15 protein-coding genes are annotated in these 16320 nt (G+C 43.9%); 13 read left to right on the top strand and 2 right to left on the bottom strand.

Features of this window, described 5'->3' with window-relative positions; genetic code table 11:
* The first annotated feature begins 133 nt into the window (after positions 1-133).
* On the top strand, positions 134-361 hold the full coding sequence (locus PSI14_RS07390) for a hypothetical protein (RefSeq protein WP_273575297.1): 228 nt from the start codon (positions 134-136) through the stop codon (positions 359-361).
* A gap of 266 nt (positions 362-627) precedes the next feature.
* On the opposite strand, the gene PSI14_RS07395 is transcribed toward PSI14_RS07390, so the two are convergent.
* The gene (locus PSI14_RS07395; RefSeq protein WP_273575299.1) at positions 628-1407 is read right to left on the bottom strand and encodes an SDR family oxidoreductase; all 780 of its coding nucleotides are present in this window, start codon (positions 1405-1407) and stop codon (positions 628-630) included.
* A gap of 482 nt (positions 1408-1889) precedes the next feature.
* Complete coding sequence (hpaR, locus tag PSI14_RS07400; protein WP_273575300.1) at positions 1890-2330, bottom strand: homoprotocatechuate degradation operon regulator HpaR; 441 nt, start codon at positions 2328-2330, stop codon at positions 1890-1892.
* A 663-nt stretch (positions 2331-2993) separates the two neighbouring features.
* Here hpaR and PSI14_RS07405 point away from each other — a divergent pair.
* The 12 genes from PSI14_RS07405 to hpaC all read left to right on the top strand — a co-directional run bounded on the left by PSI14_RS07405 (position 2994) and on the right by hpaC (position 15922).
* Positions 2994-3626, top strand: coding sequence for a fumarylacetoacetate hydrolase family protein (locus PSI14_RS07405; protein WP_273575301.1), 633 nt, complete (start codon positions 2994-2996; stop codon positions 3624-3626).
* Positions 3623-4387, top strand: a complete 765-nt coding sequence (locus PSI14_RS07410; protein ID WP_273575302.1) for a fumarylacetoacetate hydrolase family protein — start codon at positions 3623-3625, stop codon at positions 4385-4387. Before PSI14_RS07405 ends, PSI14_RS07410 begins: the two co-directional genes overlap by 4 nt.
* Positions 4384-5850, top strand: a complete 1467-nt coding sequence (hpaE, locus tag PSI14_RS07415; RefSeq protein ID WP_273575303.1) for a 5-carboxymethyl-2-hydroxymuconate semialdehyde dehydrogenase — start codon at positions 4384-4386, stop codon at positions 5848-5850. The genes PSI14_RS07410 and hpaE overlap by 4 nt, the downstream gene beginning before the upstream one ends.
* Before the next feature lie 121 nt (positions 5851-5971).
* Positions 5972-6841 carry a 3,4-dihydroxyphenylacetate 2,3-dioxygenase gene (hpaD, locus tag PSI14_RS07420; protein ID WP_273575304.1) on the top strand — a complete coding sequence of 290 codons (870 nt, stop codon included), beginning with the start codon at positions 5972-5974 and terminating at the stop codon, positions 6839-6841.
* A 50-nt stretch (positions 6842-6891) separates the two neighbouring features.
* Entirely contained in the window at positions 6892-7281 is a 390-nt protein-coding gene (locus PSI14_RS07425) for a 5-carboxymethyl-2-hydroxymuconate Delta-isomerase (protein ID WP_273575305.1), read from the top strand.
* Between the two features lie 119 nt (positions 7282-7400).
* The gene (locus PSI14_RS07430; protein WP_273575306.1) at positions 7401-8858 is read left to right on the top strand and encodes an NAD-dependent succinate-semialdehyde dehydrogenase; all 1458 of its coding nucleotides are present in this window, start codon (positions 7401-7403) and stop codon (positions 8856-8858) included.
* A gap of 20 nt (positions 8859-8878) precedes the next feature.
* Entirely contained in the window at positions 8879-9682 is an 804-nt protein-coding gene (gene hpaH / locus PSI14_RS07435; protein WP_273575307.1) for a 2-oxo-hept-4-ene-1,7-dioate hydratase, read from the top strand.
* 47 nt (positions 9683-9729) lie between these two features.
* Positions 9730-10536, top strand: a complete 807-nt coding sequence (gene hpaI, locus PSI14_RS07440) for a 4-hydroxy-2-oxoheptanedioate aldolase (protein WP_273575308.1) — start codon at positions 9730-9732, stop codon at positions 10534-10536.
* A gap of 145 nt (positions 10537-10681) precedes the next feature.
* Positions 10682-12046: a 4-hydroxyphenylacetate permease gene (gene hpaX / locus PSI14_RS07445; RefSeq protein WP_273575309.1), complete on the top strand. Its 1365-nt coding sequence runs from the start codon at positions 10682-10684 to the stop codon at positions 12044-12046.
* A 65-nt stretch (positions 12047-12111) separates the two neighbouring features.
* Positions 12112-13017: a 4-hydroxyphenylacetate catabolism regulatory protein HpaA gene (gene hpaA, locus PSI14_RS07450; RefSeq protein WP_273575311.1), complete on the top strand. Its 906-nt coding sequence runs from the start codon at positions 12112-12114 to the stop codon at positions 13015-13017.
* 802 nt (positions 13018-13819) lie between these two features.
* Positions 13820-15382 carry a 4-hydroxyphenylacetate 3-monooxygenase, oxygenase component gene (hpaB, locus tag PSI14_RS07455; RefSeq protein ID WP_273575313.1) on the top strand — a complete coding sequence of 521 codons (1563 nt, stop codon included), beginning with the start codon at positions 13820-13822 and terminating at the stop codon, positions 15380-15382.
* A 21-nt stretch (positions 15383-15403) separates the two neighbouring features.
* Positions 15404-15922 (top strand): 4-hydroxyphenylacetate 3-monooxygenase, reductase component, encoded by a 519-nt coding sequence (gene hpaC / locus PSI14_RS07460; RefSeq protein WP_273575314.1) that lies wholly within the window; start codon positions 15404-15406, stop codon positions 15920-15922.
* Positions 15923-16320 lie beyond the last annotated feature (398 nt).

Below are 16320 nucleotides of genomic sequence, written 5' to 3' on the forward strand. Positions count from 1 at the left end.
AAAAGGCGCAATTTTTAGGGTAAGAGTCCTATTAATTGCGCCTAATTATTTCCTAATCAGATTAGGAAATATATATCCTTCATCTTCTTAATAGCGTTAAACGAACCTTTCAACTTGATTACGCCTATCGAGCGTGCCAAGCGGGTATAAAAGAACTCAACTTGTTGATCAAAATCTGGAGCCTACTTCACAGCAAGAAACAGCAACACCGTTCCTCATCAATGAATTTAAGCAAGGTGATATTCTCTATGATCTGGATGCACCAAGGGCTAGCGCTTTATCAAAGCTAGATAAAATGGGATTTAAGCGTAAAGGCCCTACGCTAGATTCTTCAAAAACATTATTGTCCAGATTCGGTTAATGTCTTGGAAAAAAGGAAAAGATAAAAAACAATATACTGATACAAAATGACATAACCAATGCTGTCTGGGATGCCAATAAACCAACAGAATATGCCAGCGATAAAAGTATCAAAAAAGAGTTACATGATTACAAGCGTGTGATGGGATTTAGGGAATTTCTCTCTACTCATTCTAAATACAATGTTAAAAATGATGAAGCACTCTTAACAGCATTAGTATTACTGGATTAAGCTGGCTAATTCAAAATAACTTAGCCAGCTTTACACTATTCAAAATCCTGAAAAGTCGGGCCTTGGAAATAAACAGCGTTGATATGGCAACTGCGAGGTTGGGTGATCACAAACCGTAGCGTTTCCCATACGGAACGGCCGTTAAGCATTTGCTTTCCTGTTGTTTTATGATCAATTTGATGATCACCTAACTCCTCATCAAAGCCATTAAGTTCAAAGTCAGGTGGATAAAGCCCGGTCACGCGAATATTTTCTTTGCTTAAATGATGGGCTAAATTCTGGCTAAAGCCACTCATGGCATGTTTAGCTGCAAAGAATGCCGGATGAGCGACGGATTCAGTAAATTGAGGAATACCACAAACTGATACCATTGCAACAATGTCGGCACCTTTTGACTGGCGCAGGCTCGGCAAGAGTGCCTTGGTCAGCAGGATAGAACCGGTTATACCTGAATTCACTGTACTGACGATATCAGCATCACGATCACCTTCTCCTAAATGCCCTTCCAACCATTGGGCAGCACTCAAAATCAGAATATCGATAGGTTGATTGTCTTGCAGCAACTGAGTGGCGAAATCACTCACAGATCGGGCATCACTCATATCACACTGGTAACCTCGGGCTATGCCGCCTTCATTGCGGATAATTTCACATGTCGCTTCAACGCTGGCTAATTGGCGGGCACAGAGATCAACATATGCGCCTTCACGGGCCAACCAAACAGAAACTGCCTGCCCAAAATCACGCCCTCCGCCTGTCACCACCACTCGCTTACCTTTCAAAACACTCGATACTTTAACTTCATTGAACATCATGTTGGCTTTCCTTATATCAGTGATTAAGCTGGATGAGGAACCGTCACTCTGCTGGTCTGATTTATTAATAAGTTACGGTTTATACCCTTCGTCTTTCAAATTGCCACTTTGTTGGTTGTACTCCCTGGCCGCCGCGACGCATCTTGAAATTCATTGGGTTTAGAAAGCCAACTTTACTTGAAAGTTTTCATTATAGTGCTATTACTTTGTGCTATTTTTATATGATTTTAAAAAATTTTTTATGTTTCAAATACAAAAGTTATCTCAATTTCCATTTCAGCAATGATTCAATCAGCTTTGTTTTTAATTATATTTTTATTAAAAAAAACGCCGCAATACCTTATAGAAACTTCAATTTTCTTTAATTAATTTTATGAAATTTACCTACTGCGGCTTTATACTACATTTAAAATAACCAAAAAAATAATTCGTTATTACATTCATAAAGTGCTAATGATTATTATATTCATAAATTTTTAATCTTATACCTCATCCATATCTTCTGGAGAATGATTTCCGATAGAATTAAATTCATCCAATAACCCTAAAAATTGAGTTAACTTTTCTGGAGAAAAGGCAATCTCAATCTCCTTATAGCTTTCTTCTATCGGCCCTTTTACCTGATCATAGTATTTCTGGCCCTTCGAAGTCAGGCTAATATACAGCTTGCGCTTATCGTTTAAAGGCTTCATACGGTGGATAAGGCCTTCACGCTCCATACGTGTCAAAATACCTGTCAGGCTTGGACGCAAAATATAAGTGTGGCGAGATAACTCATGAAAATCAACAGAACGCCTATGTGCCAGTATTGATATAATGCGCCATTGCTGTTCCGTCAGCTTATAATCTTTCAATATAGGCCGAAAGAAAAACATAGCTGTGCCTTTAGCTTGAAGTAATGAAATTGTCAAAGATTGGTTCATAATTAAAGTAAACTCTTTTCAGTTAAATCAGTTACATATAAATTATAATCTTGGCGCATAATGCGTTTAATTATAGTCGTCACGGTTATTTCAAATTTCATACAATGGAATACATAAAGTAATAAAGACTATATCATGCTTATCGATACCCCCTCATAAAAACAATTCAATATAAACAATAAAATAAAAATCTCTCTTAAAATTTTAAAAAAGATAATCTAATAATAGTTAGGTTCGATCTCAAATGACTCTACCAGTAATATAACGGAAAATGTTAATGTGTAAAAAACATCCATAGATAAGGCATTGTTGCACAGATCACGATTAAAATTAACAAATTTATTTGGAATATAGAGCATATAACATAGAATAACTAATGTTATATACTCTATATTTAATATTACATTGTCAACACAGCATATCAATAAATCACCTTGCCATACGTCATTTAGTTTTCAAGGAACTGTCTTAGATTTGATCTCAAATGACTTTACCAACAATATAACAGTGGATTTTGGTGTATAAAAAACAAGCGCCCACAAGGCACTGTTACATAGATCACAATTAAAATTAACAATTTATCTAACATATTGAAGATTATTACCACATGCCTTATTAATAAATCATCTTGCCATACGTCATTCAGGTTTCAAGGAGCTGTCAATGAAAGGCACTGTCTTTGCCGTTGCCCTCAACCATAGTAGCCAAATCAGTTTCTGGCATGAGACATTTCACCAAGTACCTTATAATTCCCCCCCAAAAACGCCAATTTGGTTTATAAAACCCCGCAATACCGTCATTAACTCAGGGGATATTATTCCTCATCCCATCGGTGAAACGGTGCAAAGTGGAGCAACTTTGGCGCTGTTGATAGGAAAAACAGCACACAAAGTTTCAGTTCAGGAGGCAGAACAATATATTGCAGGTTATGCATTGGCAAACGAAATTAGCCTACCAGAAACTTCATTTTATCGTCCCGCCATTAAAGAAAAATGTCGGGACGGTTTTTGTCCGATGGGTCAAATGTCCAAGACTCATTCAGTGGAATCACTCGATATCGTGACCGAGATTAACGGACACGAAGTCGATCGCTGGTCTACCCAAGATCTTGTCCGTTCAGCACCAGAATTGTTGGCAGCATTAAGCGAATTCGCCACTTTAAAAGAGGGTGATGCAATTCTATTGGGAACTCCCCACCAGCGTGTCACTCTCCATCCTGCCGACAAAGTCACAGTCAGGGCCGAAGGCTTCCCTAACTTGGAAAATTCGGTTGTATTGACTGGAGGTCAAGAATGAGATACGCCAAAATTTTTTATCAAGACCAATATCTAAATGTCAACATTGACGAACGGGAAAATATCCTTCTGCCGGATGGAAATACGGTAAGCGGTGACGAGGTTTTGTGGCTTCCTCCCGCCAATGGAACTCTGTTCGCATTGGGACTGAATTATGCCGACCATGCAACAGAACTGGAGTTTAAGCCACCGGAAGAACCTTTGGTATTCATTAAGGCAGCCAATAGCTTAACAGGGCACCGTCAAGTTTCTGTGCGTCCTGATAATGTGGAATACATGCATTATGAAGCAGAATTAGTTGTCGTGATTGGTAAACCCGCCCACAAAGTTTCCAAAGAAGAAGCCATGAATTACGTTGCGGGTTATACCGTTTGTAACGATTACGCCATTCGTGATTATCTGGAAAATTATTATCGCCCCAATCTGCGAGTGAAAAGCCGCGATACACTTACCCCAATCGGTCCCTGGATCATAGATAAGCAGAAGATTGCCGATCCTCATAATCTGACCTTGAAAACATGGGTGAACGGTGAGCTTCGCCAACAAGGTACAACAGCCGATTTAATCTTCGACATTCCTTTCTTAATCAGCTATCTCAGCGATTTCATGACATTGCAACCGGGCGACATGATCGCCACAGGAACGCCTAAAGGGCTGTCCAACGTTGTTCCGGGAGATGAAGTCATTGTGGAAGTTGAAGGTGTTGGGCGTCTGGTGAATCACATCGTCAGCCAGCAAGAATATGAGGAGAATTTGTTATGACCATGATTAACCATTGGATCAACGGCAAGAATATCGGCAGCAAAACCTATTTTGAAACGACCAATCCTGCTACAGGTGAGGTGCTGGCTGAAGTTGCATCGGGTGGGCAGGAAGAGATCGCCCACGCCGTCGAAGCGGCCAAAGAGGCTTTCCCCAAATGGGCAAATACCCCAATGAAAGAACGCGCCCGTTTGATGTGCCGTTTGGGTGAATTAATCGACCAAAATATTCCTGATATTTCTGCGATGGAAACTAAGGATACGGGGCTCCCCATCCACCAAACACAAAATGTCCTGATCCCACGGGCTTCACAGAATTTCAATTTTTTCGCTGAAACTTGCCAGCAGATGAACGGACGTACCTATCCCGTTGATGACAAGATGCTCAACTATACGTTAATCCAGCCTGTTGGTGTTTGCGCATTGATTTCCCCGTGGAATGTGCCTTTCATGACAGCAACGTGGAAAGTCGCACCTTGTCTGGCACTGGGAAATACGGCTGTTTTGAAGATGTCCGAGCTTTCCCCATTGACTGCCAACCGTTTAGGGGAGCTGGCGCTGGAAGCCGGAATTCCGGCCGGAGTGCTGAATGTGGTACAGGGTTACGGTAACACCGCAGGCGATGCGCTGGTAAAACATCATGATGTGCGCGCTGTTTCCTTCACTGGTGGGACAGCAACGGGCCGCCTGATCATGCAAAATGCCGGACTGAAAAAATATTCCATGGAGCTGGGCGGAAAATCTCCTGTTCTCATCTTTGAAGATGCAGATATCGAACGCGCGCTGGATGCCGCCCTGTTCACCATTTTCTCCCTCAATGGCGAACGCTGTACAGCAGGTTCCCGCATTTTCATCCAAGAAAGTATCTACCCTGAATTTGTCAAACGCTTTGCTGAACGCGCTAATCGGTTACGTGTCGGTGATCCCCAAGATCCGCAAACTCAGGTTGGCAGCCTGATAAGCCAGCAACACTGGGAAAAAGTCTCCAATTATATCCGCCTGGGAATCGAAGAAGGCGCGACACTGCTAGCCGGAGGCCCCGATAAACCGGCCGATTTACCTGCTCATCTGAAAAATGGCAACTTCCTGCGCCCGACTGTATTGGCAGATGTAGATAACCACATGCGCGTGGCACAGGAAGAGATCTTCGGGCCTGTAGCCTGTTTGCTGCCGTTCAAGAGCGAAGAGGATGGGCTGCGCATGGCCAATGATGTGGAGTATGGCCTTGCATCCTATATCTGGACACAAGATGTCAGCAAAGTTTTGCGTCTGGCTCGTGGCATTGAGGCTGGCATGGTGTTTGTCAATTCTCAGAATGTTCGCGATCTGCGCCAGCCATTTGGTGGCATCAAAGCTTCCGGCGTAGGGCGTGAAGGTGGGGAATACAGTTTTGAAGTGTTTGCCGAAGTGAAGAACGTTTGTATCTCAATGGGAGAGCATCCTATTCCTCGTTGGGGCGTTTGAGCCATACGATTTGAATAAAAGGTTTGAATAAAAGACTCGAATAAAAAAATTTGAGCAATAAGGAACGTAATAAATCTCAGCGTTAACCACGGATTGCCATTCTGATACCAAGTGAGGATTTATGGGAAAGTTAGCGTTAGCAGCGAAAATTACACATGTACCTTCAATGTACCTGTCTGAATTACCGGGCAAGCATCACGGTTGCCGGCAAGGTGCCATTGACGGACACAAAGAGATCAGCCGGCGCTGCCGTGAAATGGGAGTTGATACAATTATCGTGTTCGACACCCATTGGCTGGTTAACAGTGCCTACCATATTAATTGTGCCGATCATTTTTCCGGCATCTATACCAGCAATGAGCTACCACATTTTATCCGCGATATGACCTACGAGTATGACGGTAACCCCGAACTTGGCAGGGTGATTGCGGAAGAAGCACGTCAAATGGGGGTTCGTGCTCAGTCACACGAAATTCCAAGCTTGAAACTGGAATATGGCACGCTGGTGCCAATGCGTTATATGAACAGCGACCGCCATTTCAAGGTGATTTCAATTTCTGCCTTTTGTACTGTCCATGCGTTTGAGGACAGCCGCAAACTGGGAGAGGCAATTTTACGGGCGATTGAGAAATACGATGGCACAGTTGCCGTGCTGGCAAGCGGTTCACTCTCCCACAGTTTCATTGAAGATCAACGAGCCGAAGAAGGCATGAACAGCTATACCCGCGAGTTTGATGAACAGATGGATCGCCGCGTCGTACAACTTTGGAAAGAAGGGAAGTTTCAGGAGTTCTGCAAAATGCTGCCGGAATATGCGCAATATTGCCGGGGAGAAGGCAACATGCACGATACCGTGATGCTGCTGGGCCTGCTCGGATGGGACAAGTATGACGGCAAGGTGGAGTTTTTAACGGAATTGTTCGCCAGCTCCGGGACAGGACAAGTTAACGCAGTTTTCCCACTGCCGGACTATATTGTTAATCCGAATTAGTTATTAATCAAAAAACCATCAATAAAACGGAAGTCTGACAGGAGAAAACCGTGCCACATTTTTACGCTGAGTGTACTGAAAATATTCGTGAAGAAGCCAAGTTGCCGGAATTGTTTGCCAACGTGAATCAAACACTGGCAGATACGGGCATTTTTCCGCTGGGCGGTATCCGCAGCCGTGCCATTTGGTTGGATACGTGGCAAATGGCGGATGGTAAACAAGATTATGCCTTCGTTCACATGACACTGAAAATTGGTGCCGGACGCAGCCTTGAAGATCGGCAAAAAGTCGGTGAAATGTTGTTTGGCTTAATCAAGGCGCATTTCAGCGAATTGATGGCACGGCGCTATCTTGGCCTCTCTTTCACTATGGAAGAACTCGACCCGGTGCTGAATTATAAATCCAACAACGTTCATAACCTGTTTCAAGCAAAAGCGTGATGGTAATAAGTGACATAATTAAGGCCGCTCATCTCTATCTCTGTGGATTTCAAGATGCGGCCAACAAAACTGCAACTTGAAAGACGACGGGTATATTTTGTTGAATTAAAGAGGAAACCATGACAAGTAATTTGGATACATCATTACTGCGCCAACAGGCTTATATCAACGGTCAATGGGTTGATGCGGACAATAAAGCGACTTTTAAAGTCACCAACCCTGCCAATGGTGAAGTGATTGCTAATGTCAGTAATATGGGAAACAAAGAGACACAATGTGCCATTGAAGCAGCTCAGAATGCCCTTCCTGCATGGCGGTCACTGACTGCCAAACAGCGTAGCCAAAAGCTCAGGCAATGGTTTCATCTGATGATGGAAAACCAAACTGCCCTGGCTGAAATACTGAGTACAGAACAGGGTAAACCCCATGCCGAAGCTATGGGGGAGATTGCTTACGGTGCCAGTTTTATCGAATGGTTCGCGGAAGAAGGCAAACGTATTTATGGTGAAACCTTTCCTTCCCCAATGCCGGGTCAACGTCTCGCTACTATTAAACAGCCCATTGGCGTTGTTGCCGCCATTACACCGTGGAATTTCCCCAATGCGATGATCACCCGTAAAGTTGGCCCGGCACTCGCTGCGGGTTGTACAGTAGTTCTGAAACCTGCGGCTGAAACGCCACTCTCTGCGCTGGCATTGGCTGTATTGGCAGAACAGGCAGGCATTCCGGCGGGCGTACTGAATATCGTAACAGGAATAGATGCCAAGGCGATTGGTGAAGTGCTGACGTCAAGCCCTATCGTGCGTAAACTTTCGTTCACCGGCTCTACCCGTGTTGGCAAGTTATTGATGGCACAAAGCACCGATACCGTAAAAAAACTCTCCCTCGAACTGGGTGGCAACGCACCTTTTATTGTGTTTGATGATGCCGATCTTGATGCCGCAGTGAAAGGTGCGATGGCAGCGAAATTCCGTAACAGCGGACAAACTTGTGTCTGTGCCAACCGCATTCTGGTACAGGAAGGCATTTACGATGCTTTTGCCGAACGTCTGACGCAAGCTGTGAAACAGCTTCAAGTCGGGCCAGCCATTGACCTTGCATCACAACAAGGCCCTCTGATTAATCAAGCAGCAGTAGAAAAAGTACAAGCACACATCAGTGATGCAGTTTCCAACGGCGCACGTATTCTGGTTGGTGGTAAACCCCATGCTTTGGGTGGCCTGTTCTTTGAACCAACGGTACTGGCGGATGTTACTGAATCTATGCAGGTTGCCCATGAAGAAACCTTCGGCCCTCTGGCACCACTGTTCAAATTCTGTGATGAGGATGAAGCCATCCGCATCGCCAATAACACTGAATTTGGTCTGGCTGCTTACTTCTATTCCCGCGACATTGGCCGAATTTATCGGGTAGCGGAAGCATTGGAAAGTGGCATGGTCGGCATCAATGAAGGTTTGATCTCCAACGAAATTGCGCCATTTGGCGGTATTAAGCAATCGGGGCTGGGACGTGAAGGTTCACGTTACGGTATCGAAGATTATCTGGAAGTGAAATACCTCTGTTTTGGTGGATTATAAGCTAAAGGAGCTTAACACCTATGCTACAGCAAGAAGTCGTATCTCTAGTGGCACGCCGTTTACATCAGGCAGAGAAAAACCGTGAGCAAATCCGACAAATCTCACTGGATTATCCAGAGATAACTATTGAGGATGCTTACGCCATTCAACGTGAATGGGTGGATTTGAAAATCAAGGAAGGCCGGATTCTGAAAGGACACAAGATCGGTCTGACATCCAAGGCCATGCAAGCCAGTTCACAGATTGATGAACCGGATTATGGTGCCTTGCTGGATGATATGTTTTTTCAGGACGGCAGTAACATTCCTTGCGAACGTTTTATTGTGCCACGCATTGAGGTAGAGCTGGCCTTTGTGCTGGCAAAGCCCCTGCGTGGGCCAAACTGTACGCTGTTTGATGTTTATAACGCGACAGATTATGTCATTCCGGCACTGGAGCTGATCGATGCCCGCTGCCACAACATTGATCCCGATACTCAGCGTCCGCGCAAAGTATTCGATACGATTTCTGACAATGCCGCCAACGGTGGAGTGATTATTGGAGGACGACCGATCAAGCCAAATGAACTTGATCTGCGCTGGGTCAGTGCCCTGCTTTACCGCAATGGGGTGATTGAAGAATCCGGCGTGGCAGCAGCAGTTCTCAATCATCCTGCTAATGGTGTGGCATGGCTTGCCAATAAGCTGGCTCCGCATGGTGTCGAACTTGAAGCGGGCCAGATTATTCTGGCCGGTTCCTTTACCCGCCCTATTCCCGCGCGCAAAGGTGACACCTTTCATGTGGATTATGGCGTATTAGGTTCAATTAGCTGTCACTTTGTTTAAAGCCTTGTTTAACGTCTTCTGAGATATAAGGTCTAATGAGATAACACATGGATCAACTAACAAATAAATTTAAATATGCCCTGAAAGCAGGGCATCCACAAATCGGGTTATGGCTTGGACTAAGCAGTGGGTATAGTGCGGAAATACTGGCAGGAGCAGGGTTTGATTGGCTATTGATTGATGGTGAACATGCCCCCAATGATATTTCTACCATGCTTGCACAATTGCAGGGCATTGCCCCTTATCCAAGCCAACCTGTCATTCGTCCTGCCTGGAATGATCCTGTGATCATCAAACAATTGTTGGATATTGGCGCGCAAACCTTGTTACTCCCGATGATTCAAAATGCGGAACAAGCGCGTGCAGCCGTCAGGGCGACCCGCTATCCTCCCGCGGGTATTCGTGGCGTAGGGAGTGCTCTGGCACGAGCTTCCCGCTGGAACCGCATCCCTGATTATCTATCCCGTGCCAATGATGAAATGTGTGTACTGGTACAGGTAGAAACTCGTGAAGCTCTGCAAAACATAGCGGAGATAGCGGCAGTCGAAGGTGTCGATGGTGTGTTTATCGGCCCGGCAGATCTCAGCGCCGATATGGGACACATAAGTAACCCACAGCATCCTGAAGTCCAGGCGGCAATTGAACAAGCCATTGTTCAGATCCAATCTTCCGGCAAAGCCGCCGGCATTTTGATGACCAATGTTGATATCGCTGAACATTACCTCAATCTGGGCGCACTGTTTGTTGCCGTGGGAGTTGATACCATCTTGCTAACCGGAGCAGCCAACGCTTTGGCAAAACGTTTCGGCAAAATTAAGGGAGAGCAAAATACACCATCATCTAACACTTATTAATTTAATTTCCCAATATGGCTGATGTTGATCGTGACATCTGCCATTGAATTTGAAGGATTTCAAATCCCCACCTAAAGGAAAAGCAAGCAATAAACAAGGATTAGAAAGATAAAGGGGTATAACAATAATAAAAAAGGAAACAACAATGAGCACTTCACCTGACGCCATACCAAAACCAGAAAATCCGCCCCATCAACATAAGAAACTGACGTCCCAACAGCAAAGTGTTATCAATAAATTATTCCGGCGTTTGATCCTCTTTCTCTTTATCCTGTTCGTTTTCTCTTTTCTGGATCGCATCAATATTGGTTTTGCGGGTTTGACGATGGGGAAAGATCTTGGTTTAACATCCACAATGTTTGGATTGGCCGCCACGCTATTTTACGCTACTTACGTCATTTTCGGCATTCCCAGCAATGTCATGTTAAGCATTGTGGGTGCTCGTCGCTGGATCGCTAGCATTATGGTGTTATGGGGTATCGCTTCCACTGCAACCATGTTTGCCACTGGCCCTACGAGCCTGTATATCCTGCGTATGTTGGTAGGTATTGCAGAAGCGGGATTTTTGCCGGGTATTTTAGTTTACCTGACTTATTGGTTTCCGGCTTATTACCGTGCGCGTGCCAATGCACTGTTTATGATCGCCATGCCTGTAACGATGGCGTTTGGTTCACTGATTTCCGGTTATATTCTGGAAATGGACGGCATCTGGAATCTGCGGGGCTGGCAGTGGTTATTTTTGCTGGAAGGTTTCCCTTCTGTTCTGCTTGGTTTTGCTGTCTGGTTTTATCTGGATGATTCACCGGAAAAGGCCAAGTGGCTGACTCGTGAAGATAAACGATGTCTTCAAGAAATGATAGAAAACGATAATCTTTCGACGATGCAGCCCAATGAACATATTCAACAACAAACCAGCTTATGGCGCGAAGTTTTTACCCCAATGGTATTAATGTACACCTTCGCTTATTTCTGCCTGACCAATACTCTGAGCGCTATTAATATCTGGACACCACAGATTATGCAGAGCTTCAATCAGAACAGCAGCCATATTGTCATTGGTATTTTGACTGCCATTCCACAATTCTGCACGATTTTGGGCATGATTTACTGGAGCCGTCGCTCAGACCGCCTGCAAGAGCGCAAAATGCACACGGCCTTACCTTACCTGTTTGCCGCCGCTGGCTGGATTTTAACCTCACTAACCAATAACAGCATGGTGCAATTGTTAGGGATCATTATGGCTTCCACCGGATCGTTTACTGCGATGGCGGTATTCTGGACGACACCGGATCAATCGCTCAGCTTGCGCGCCCGTGCCGTCGGGATCGCCGTGATCAATGCAACTGGAAATGTGGGATCAGCCGTCAGTCCTCTGCTGATCGGCTGGCTGAAAGATCAAACAGGTAATTTCAACGCAGGGCTTTATTTCGTAGCCGGATTACTGATCATCGGGGCATTGATGGTTTTTCTGATTCCGATGAAACACTTACGGTCACAGGTTACCCCGTAAAGAACGAGCAACATGTTCATACGCCAAATACCTGAACCAACAATAAGATACCAGAGGGAAAGTCAATGCCTGCATGTAATAACGCTAAATCCATCATCACCAATATTGATATCAGCAAGGACTATGATGAAACACAGGGATCGGATGATATCCATTATCAAACTTTTGGTCGCATGGCGGCATTTTTCGGGCGTGATATGCAGGCGCATCGCCATGATGGTTTTTTTCAGCTGCACTATCTGGTAACAGGGCGAATTGAACTGCAATTGGACGAACAGCGCTATTCCGTACAAGCTCCGTTGTTTATCCTGACCCCGCCTTCTGTCCCCCACGCCTTTTTTACGCAGGAAGATACTGACGGTTATGTACTGACCGTCCGTCAGGAATTGATTACCCCATTGCTCAGTTCGCTTTATCCTACTCATCGAGAAATGGTTGATATTCCGGCCATCTGCCTTTCTGTCGCAGAGAAATCCGATGAATTGGAAACATTCAACCATTATTGGGCACTGATCGGGCGGGAATCTGCCAATCAATTTGCTGGACGAGAACAATCACTGGCATTTCTGGCTCAATCTTTGTTTACCTTTCTGCTGCGCACTATTCCCCTTGATGATCACCGTTCCGGTGGTGTCAGAGGAGAATTAAAACTATTCCAGCGCTTTCACCAGTTAGTCGATCAACATTATCACCAGCATCTTCCTGTGCCGAAATATGCGGAAAAATTGGATATTACAGAATCACGCCTGAAAGATATGTGCCGACGTTTTGCCAATCGACCACCGAAAAAGTTGATCTTTGACCGACTGTTACGAGAAGCAAAACGGTTATTGCTGTTTAGTGACAGCCCCGTATTTGAAGTGGCATATCAGCTTGGGTTTAAAGATCCGGCTTACTTTACCCGATTTTTTAACCGGTTGGTGGGGTGCTCACCAAGTGTTTGGCGAGAAAGGAGTGTAACTGGAGGATAAAAGAGTGCTTTAAAATTAGTTTAAATGAAACAATTATTTATTTGTATTATTTTATATAAATAACTTCATACTATAAATAATATTACGATGGTATAACATCCAAGTTTAGACTAAACTCGTGTAAGTTAAAAAATATATGAACGAATAAAAAGGAGATTTATATGCACACTAAAAGAAAAAGTGAGAAAAACTCCAAGTCTGTTGTAATACAAATTACTCGTTCAATTAGCTTTGATAGTGATTTTCTTTCATCTCAACAGAAAATATCTAAAATGAGCGCTCGCTATATACAAGATATTTTCTCAAAAGCACTATTTATAGTTAATTACTTGTTTTTTATTGGACTCCTCCATGTTACTTATTCCCGAAGCCAAACGCCAAGAAGTGTTAGCTTATTCAATAGAAAAATATTTTGGTATATCTAAAAAAACGTTAACAACACCACAACCCGAAACAAAGCATTAATCTCACAAAAAGTATTAATCTCACAAATAGCAGTCCTCCATCCCCATGAAATATAATGCGATTGGGAATTAAGTTCCCAGCCGCATTATATTCCTGTGAAATCCATTAGACATATAACGATATGGATTTTTTTAATCTTCAAAACACCTACTTGATCACACTTTCACAACAATTTATTCTCATTCACCGAAAAGTACCAGCAAACCTTCTGAAAATCTCTTCAATAGAAACCATTTAGCCGCTTCAATCAAACAGTGAAAGAAACATAAAATTAACACCTAATCCTCATATGGATAACAAATCAAAATGAGGGGATTCTGCGGAGCATGAGGTTACTATGAAACTAGAAGATTTGCGTGCTGATCATAAACGCCCATTTACCAGCAAAGAGTATCTGAGTTCACTACAAGATGGCCGCGAAATTTACATCTACGGTGAACGAGTCAAAGATGTTACAACACATCCGGCTTTCCGCAATGCGGCTGCTTCAATTGGTCAGCTGTATGATTCCCTGCATGCCCCGGAAACTCATGATGTACTCTGTTGGGATACCGATACCGGAAATGGCGGCTACACCCACAAATTCTTCCGTTTCGCCACCAGCACTGATGACCTCCGCCAACAGCGTGATGCCATCGCCGAATGGTCGCGCCAAAACTACGGCTGGATGGGGCGTTCACCCGATTATAAAGCTGCATTCTGCTGCTCACTGGGAGCTTATCCCGAATATTATGGACAATTCGCTGACAATGCCCGCATCTGGTATAAGCGCATTCAGGAAAGTTGCATCTATTTCAATCATGCGATTGTTAATCCACCAATTGATCGCCACAAGCCCGCGGATCAGGTCAAAGATGTTTTTATCCAGATAGAAAAAGAGACGGATGCCGGAATTATTGTCAGTGGCGCCAAAGTTGTCGCAACCAATTCAGCCCTGACTCACTATAATTTTATCGGTTTTGGCTCTGCGCAGGTTATTGGTGACAACCCTGATTTTGCCCTTATGTTCGTTGCACCAATGGATGCCGATGGCGTGAAATTGATCTCTCGCGCTTCCTATGAATTGGTGGCGGGTGCTACCGGATCACCTTTTGATTACCCTCTTTCCAGTCGGTTTGATGAAAATGACGCTATTCTGGTGATGGATAAGGTATTAATTCCATGGGAAAATGTGTTAATTTATCGCGATTTTGATCGCGCCCGTCACTGGGCAGTACAAAGTGGATTTGCACGACTATTCCCTATGCAAGCCTGTACGCGCCTTGCCGTTAAGCTGGATTTCATCACGGGCCTACTGCAAAAAAGCCTTGAATGCACTGGCGTGGTGGATTTTCGCGGCGTTCAGGCCGATCTGGGAGAAGTCGTCGCATGGCGCAATCTGTTCTGGTCACTGACAGATGCGATGTGGGCAGAATCCAAGCCGTGGGAAAACGGCGCTTATTTGCCCGATACCCAAGCGATTCAATCCTATCGCGTGATGGCTCCCATGGCTTATACCAAAATCAAGAATATTATTGAAAGCAATGTCACCAGCGGCTTGATTTATTTGCCATCCAGTGTGCGTGATATGAATAACCCTGAAATCAATAAGTATCTTGAAAAGTATGTCCGTGGCTCTAATGGTATTGACCACGTAGAACGAATTAAGATTTTGAAATTAATGTGGGATGCCATTGGCAGTGAATTCGGCGGTCGCCATGAATTATACGAAATCAATTATGCCGGCAGTCAGGACGAAATTCGCTTGCAATGTCTGCGTCATGCCCATGGCTCCGGCAATATGAAAAAAATGACGGAATTAGTGGATCGCTGCCTCTCTGACTATGATTTGGATGGCTGGACCAAACCCCACTTACACAATAACCGTGATATTAACCTGTTAGATAAGCTGCTGAAATAAATCAGTAGCAGGAGGCCTATTATGTCTATAGAAAATAAACATCGCCTGAGTTTCAGAGATGCGATGGCAAGCCTTTCCGCTGCGGTGAATATCATCACCACGGATGGCCCTGCGGGGCGCTGTGGTATAACTGCAACGGCGGTGTGTTCTGTGACAGATACGCCTCCGACTCTGATGATATGTATGAATCGCAATAGCGCCATGAATCCGGTATTTCAGGAAAATGGTCACCTGTGTGTCAATATCCTGAATCATGAACAAGAATCGCTGGCTCGCCATTTCGCTGGCATGACTGATGTCAGTATGGAAGAGCGCTTCAATTGGGATATTTGGCACAACAGCTCACTGGGGCAACCTATGCTAAAAGGAACCCTTGCCAATCTGGAAGGCAGTATCGAGCAGATACAGGAAGTCGGTACTCACTATGTTTATTTAGTGGAAATAAAACAGATCATGGTCAGAGAAGAAGGCCATGGATTGATTTATTTTAAGCGTGATTTTCATTCAGTAATGGATAAAAACATGACGGCCACTGTTTAAAATAACCTCATGTTTAAAACAGCAATATTCCCAACTTAGCCTCCAAATATGAAGGTTCTTTATCAAAAGGCCTTCATCTACTCATTCTTACCAATATCTTTCTTAATTAATATTTAAGAGATTTTTAACTGATTATCACCTAAAAGTTTTGATAAATCCCAATTTGAAAATCCTCCATATTATTTAAAAAGATGAAATCGACAGTTAAATACATAACAAAAAATTAATATATAGATATTAGTGATTTTATTTGGTGTTTACTTTCATTTCATCTCTCATTTTTCAACACATAATAAATACAATAGGTTAAATGACAATCAAATCGATTCATTTACGAACACACAAGCCTCTGATTAATAATTTTTGATATTAATTTAGTGAATATTCTGTCAAATCTG

The organism is Xenorhabdus anantnagensis (genome assembly GCF_028598555.1).
Taxonomy (GTDB): domain Bacteria; phylum Pseudomonadota; class Gammaproteobacteria; order Enterobacterales; family Enterobacteriaceae; genus Xenorhabdus; species Xenorhabdus anantnagensis.

Coding starts and splice junctions, on each gene's coding strand:
- hpaX (WP_273575309.1), top strand. CDS start 10,682: ATGAGCACTTCACCTGACGCCATACCAAAACCAGAAAATCCGCCCCAT.
- PSI14_RS07395 (WP_273575299.1), bottom strand. CDS start 1,407: ATGATGTTCAATGAAGTTAAAGTATCGAGTGTTTTGAAAGGTAAGCGA.
- hpaE (WP_273575303.1), top strand. CDS start 4,384: ATGACCATGATTAACCATTGGATCAACGGCAAGAATATCGGCAGCAAA.
- hpaH (WP_273575307.1), top strand. CDS start 8,879: ATGCTACAGCAAGAAGTCGTATCTCTAGTGGCACGCCGTTTACATCAG.
- hpaR (WP_273575300.1), bottom strand. CDS start 2,330: ATGAACCAATCTTTGACAATTTCATTACTTCAAGCTAAAGGCACAGCT.
- PSI14_RS07405 (WP_273575301.1), top strand. CDS start 2,994: ATGAAAGGCACTGTCTTTGCCGTTGCCCTCAACCATAGTAGCCAAATC.
- hpaB (WP_273575313.1), top strand. CDS start 13,820: ATGAAACTAGAAGATTTGCGTGCTGATCATAAACGCCCATTTACCAGC.
- hpaD (WP_273575304.1), top strand. CDS start 5,972: ATGGGAAAGTTAGCGTTAGCAGCGAAAATTACACATGTACCTTCAATG.
- PSI14_RS07430 (WP_273575306.1), top strand. CDS start 7,401: ATGACAAGTAATTTGGATACATCATTACTGCGCCAACAGGCTTATATC.
- hpaC (WP_273575314.1), top strand. CDS start 15,404: ATGTCTATAGAAAATAAACATCGCCTGAGTTTCAGAGATGCGATGGCA.
- PSI14_RS07410 (WP_273575302.1), top strand. CDS start 3,623: ATGAGATACGCCAAAATTTTTTATCAAGACCAATATCTAAATGTCAAC.
- hpaI (WP_273575308.1), top strand. CDS start 9,730: ATGGATCAACTAACAAATAAATTTAAATATGCCCTGAAAGCAGGGCAT.
- hpaA (WP_273575311.1), top strand. CDS start 12,112: ATGCCTGCATGTAATAACGCTAAATCCATCATCACCAATATTGATATC.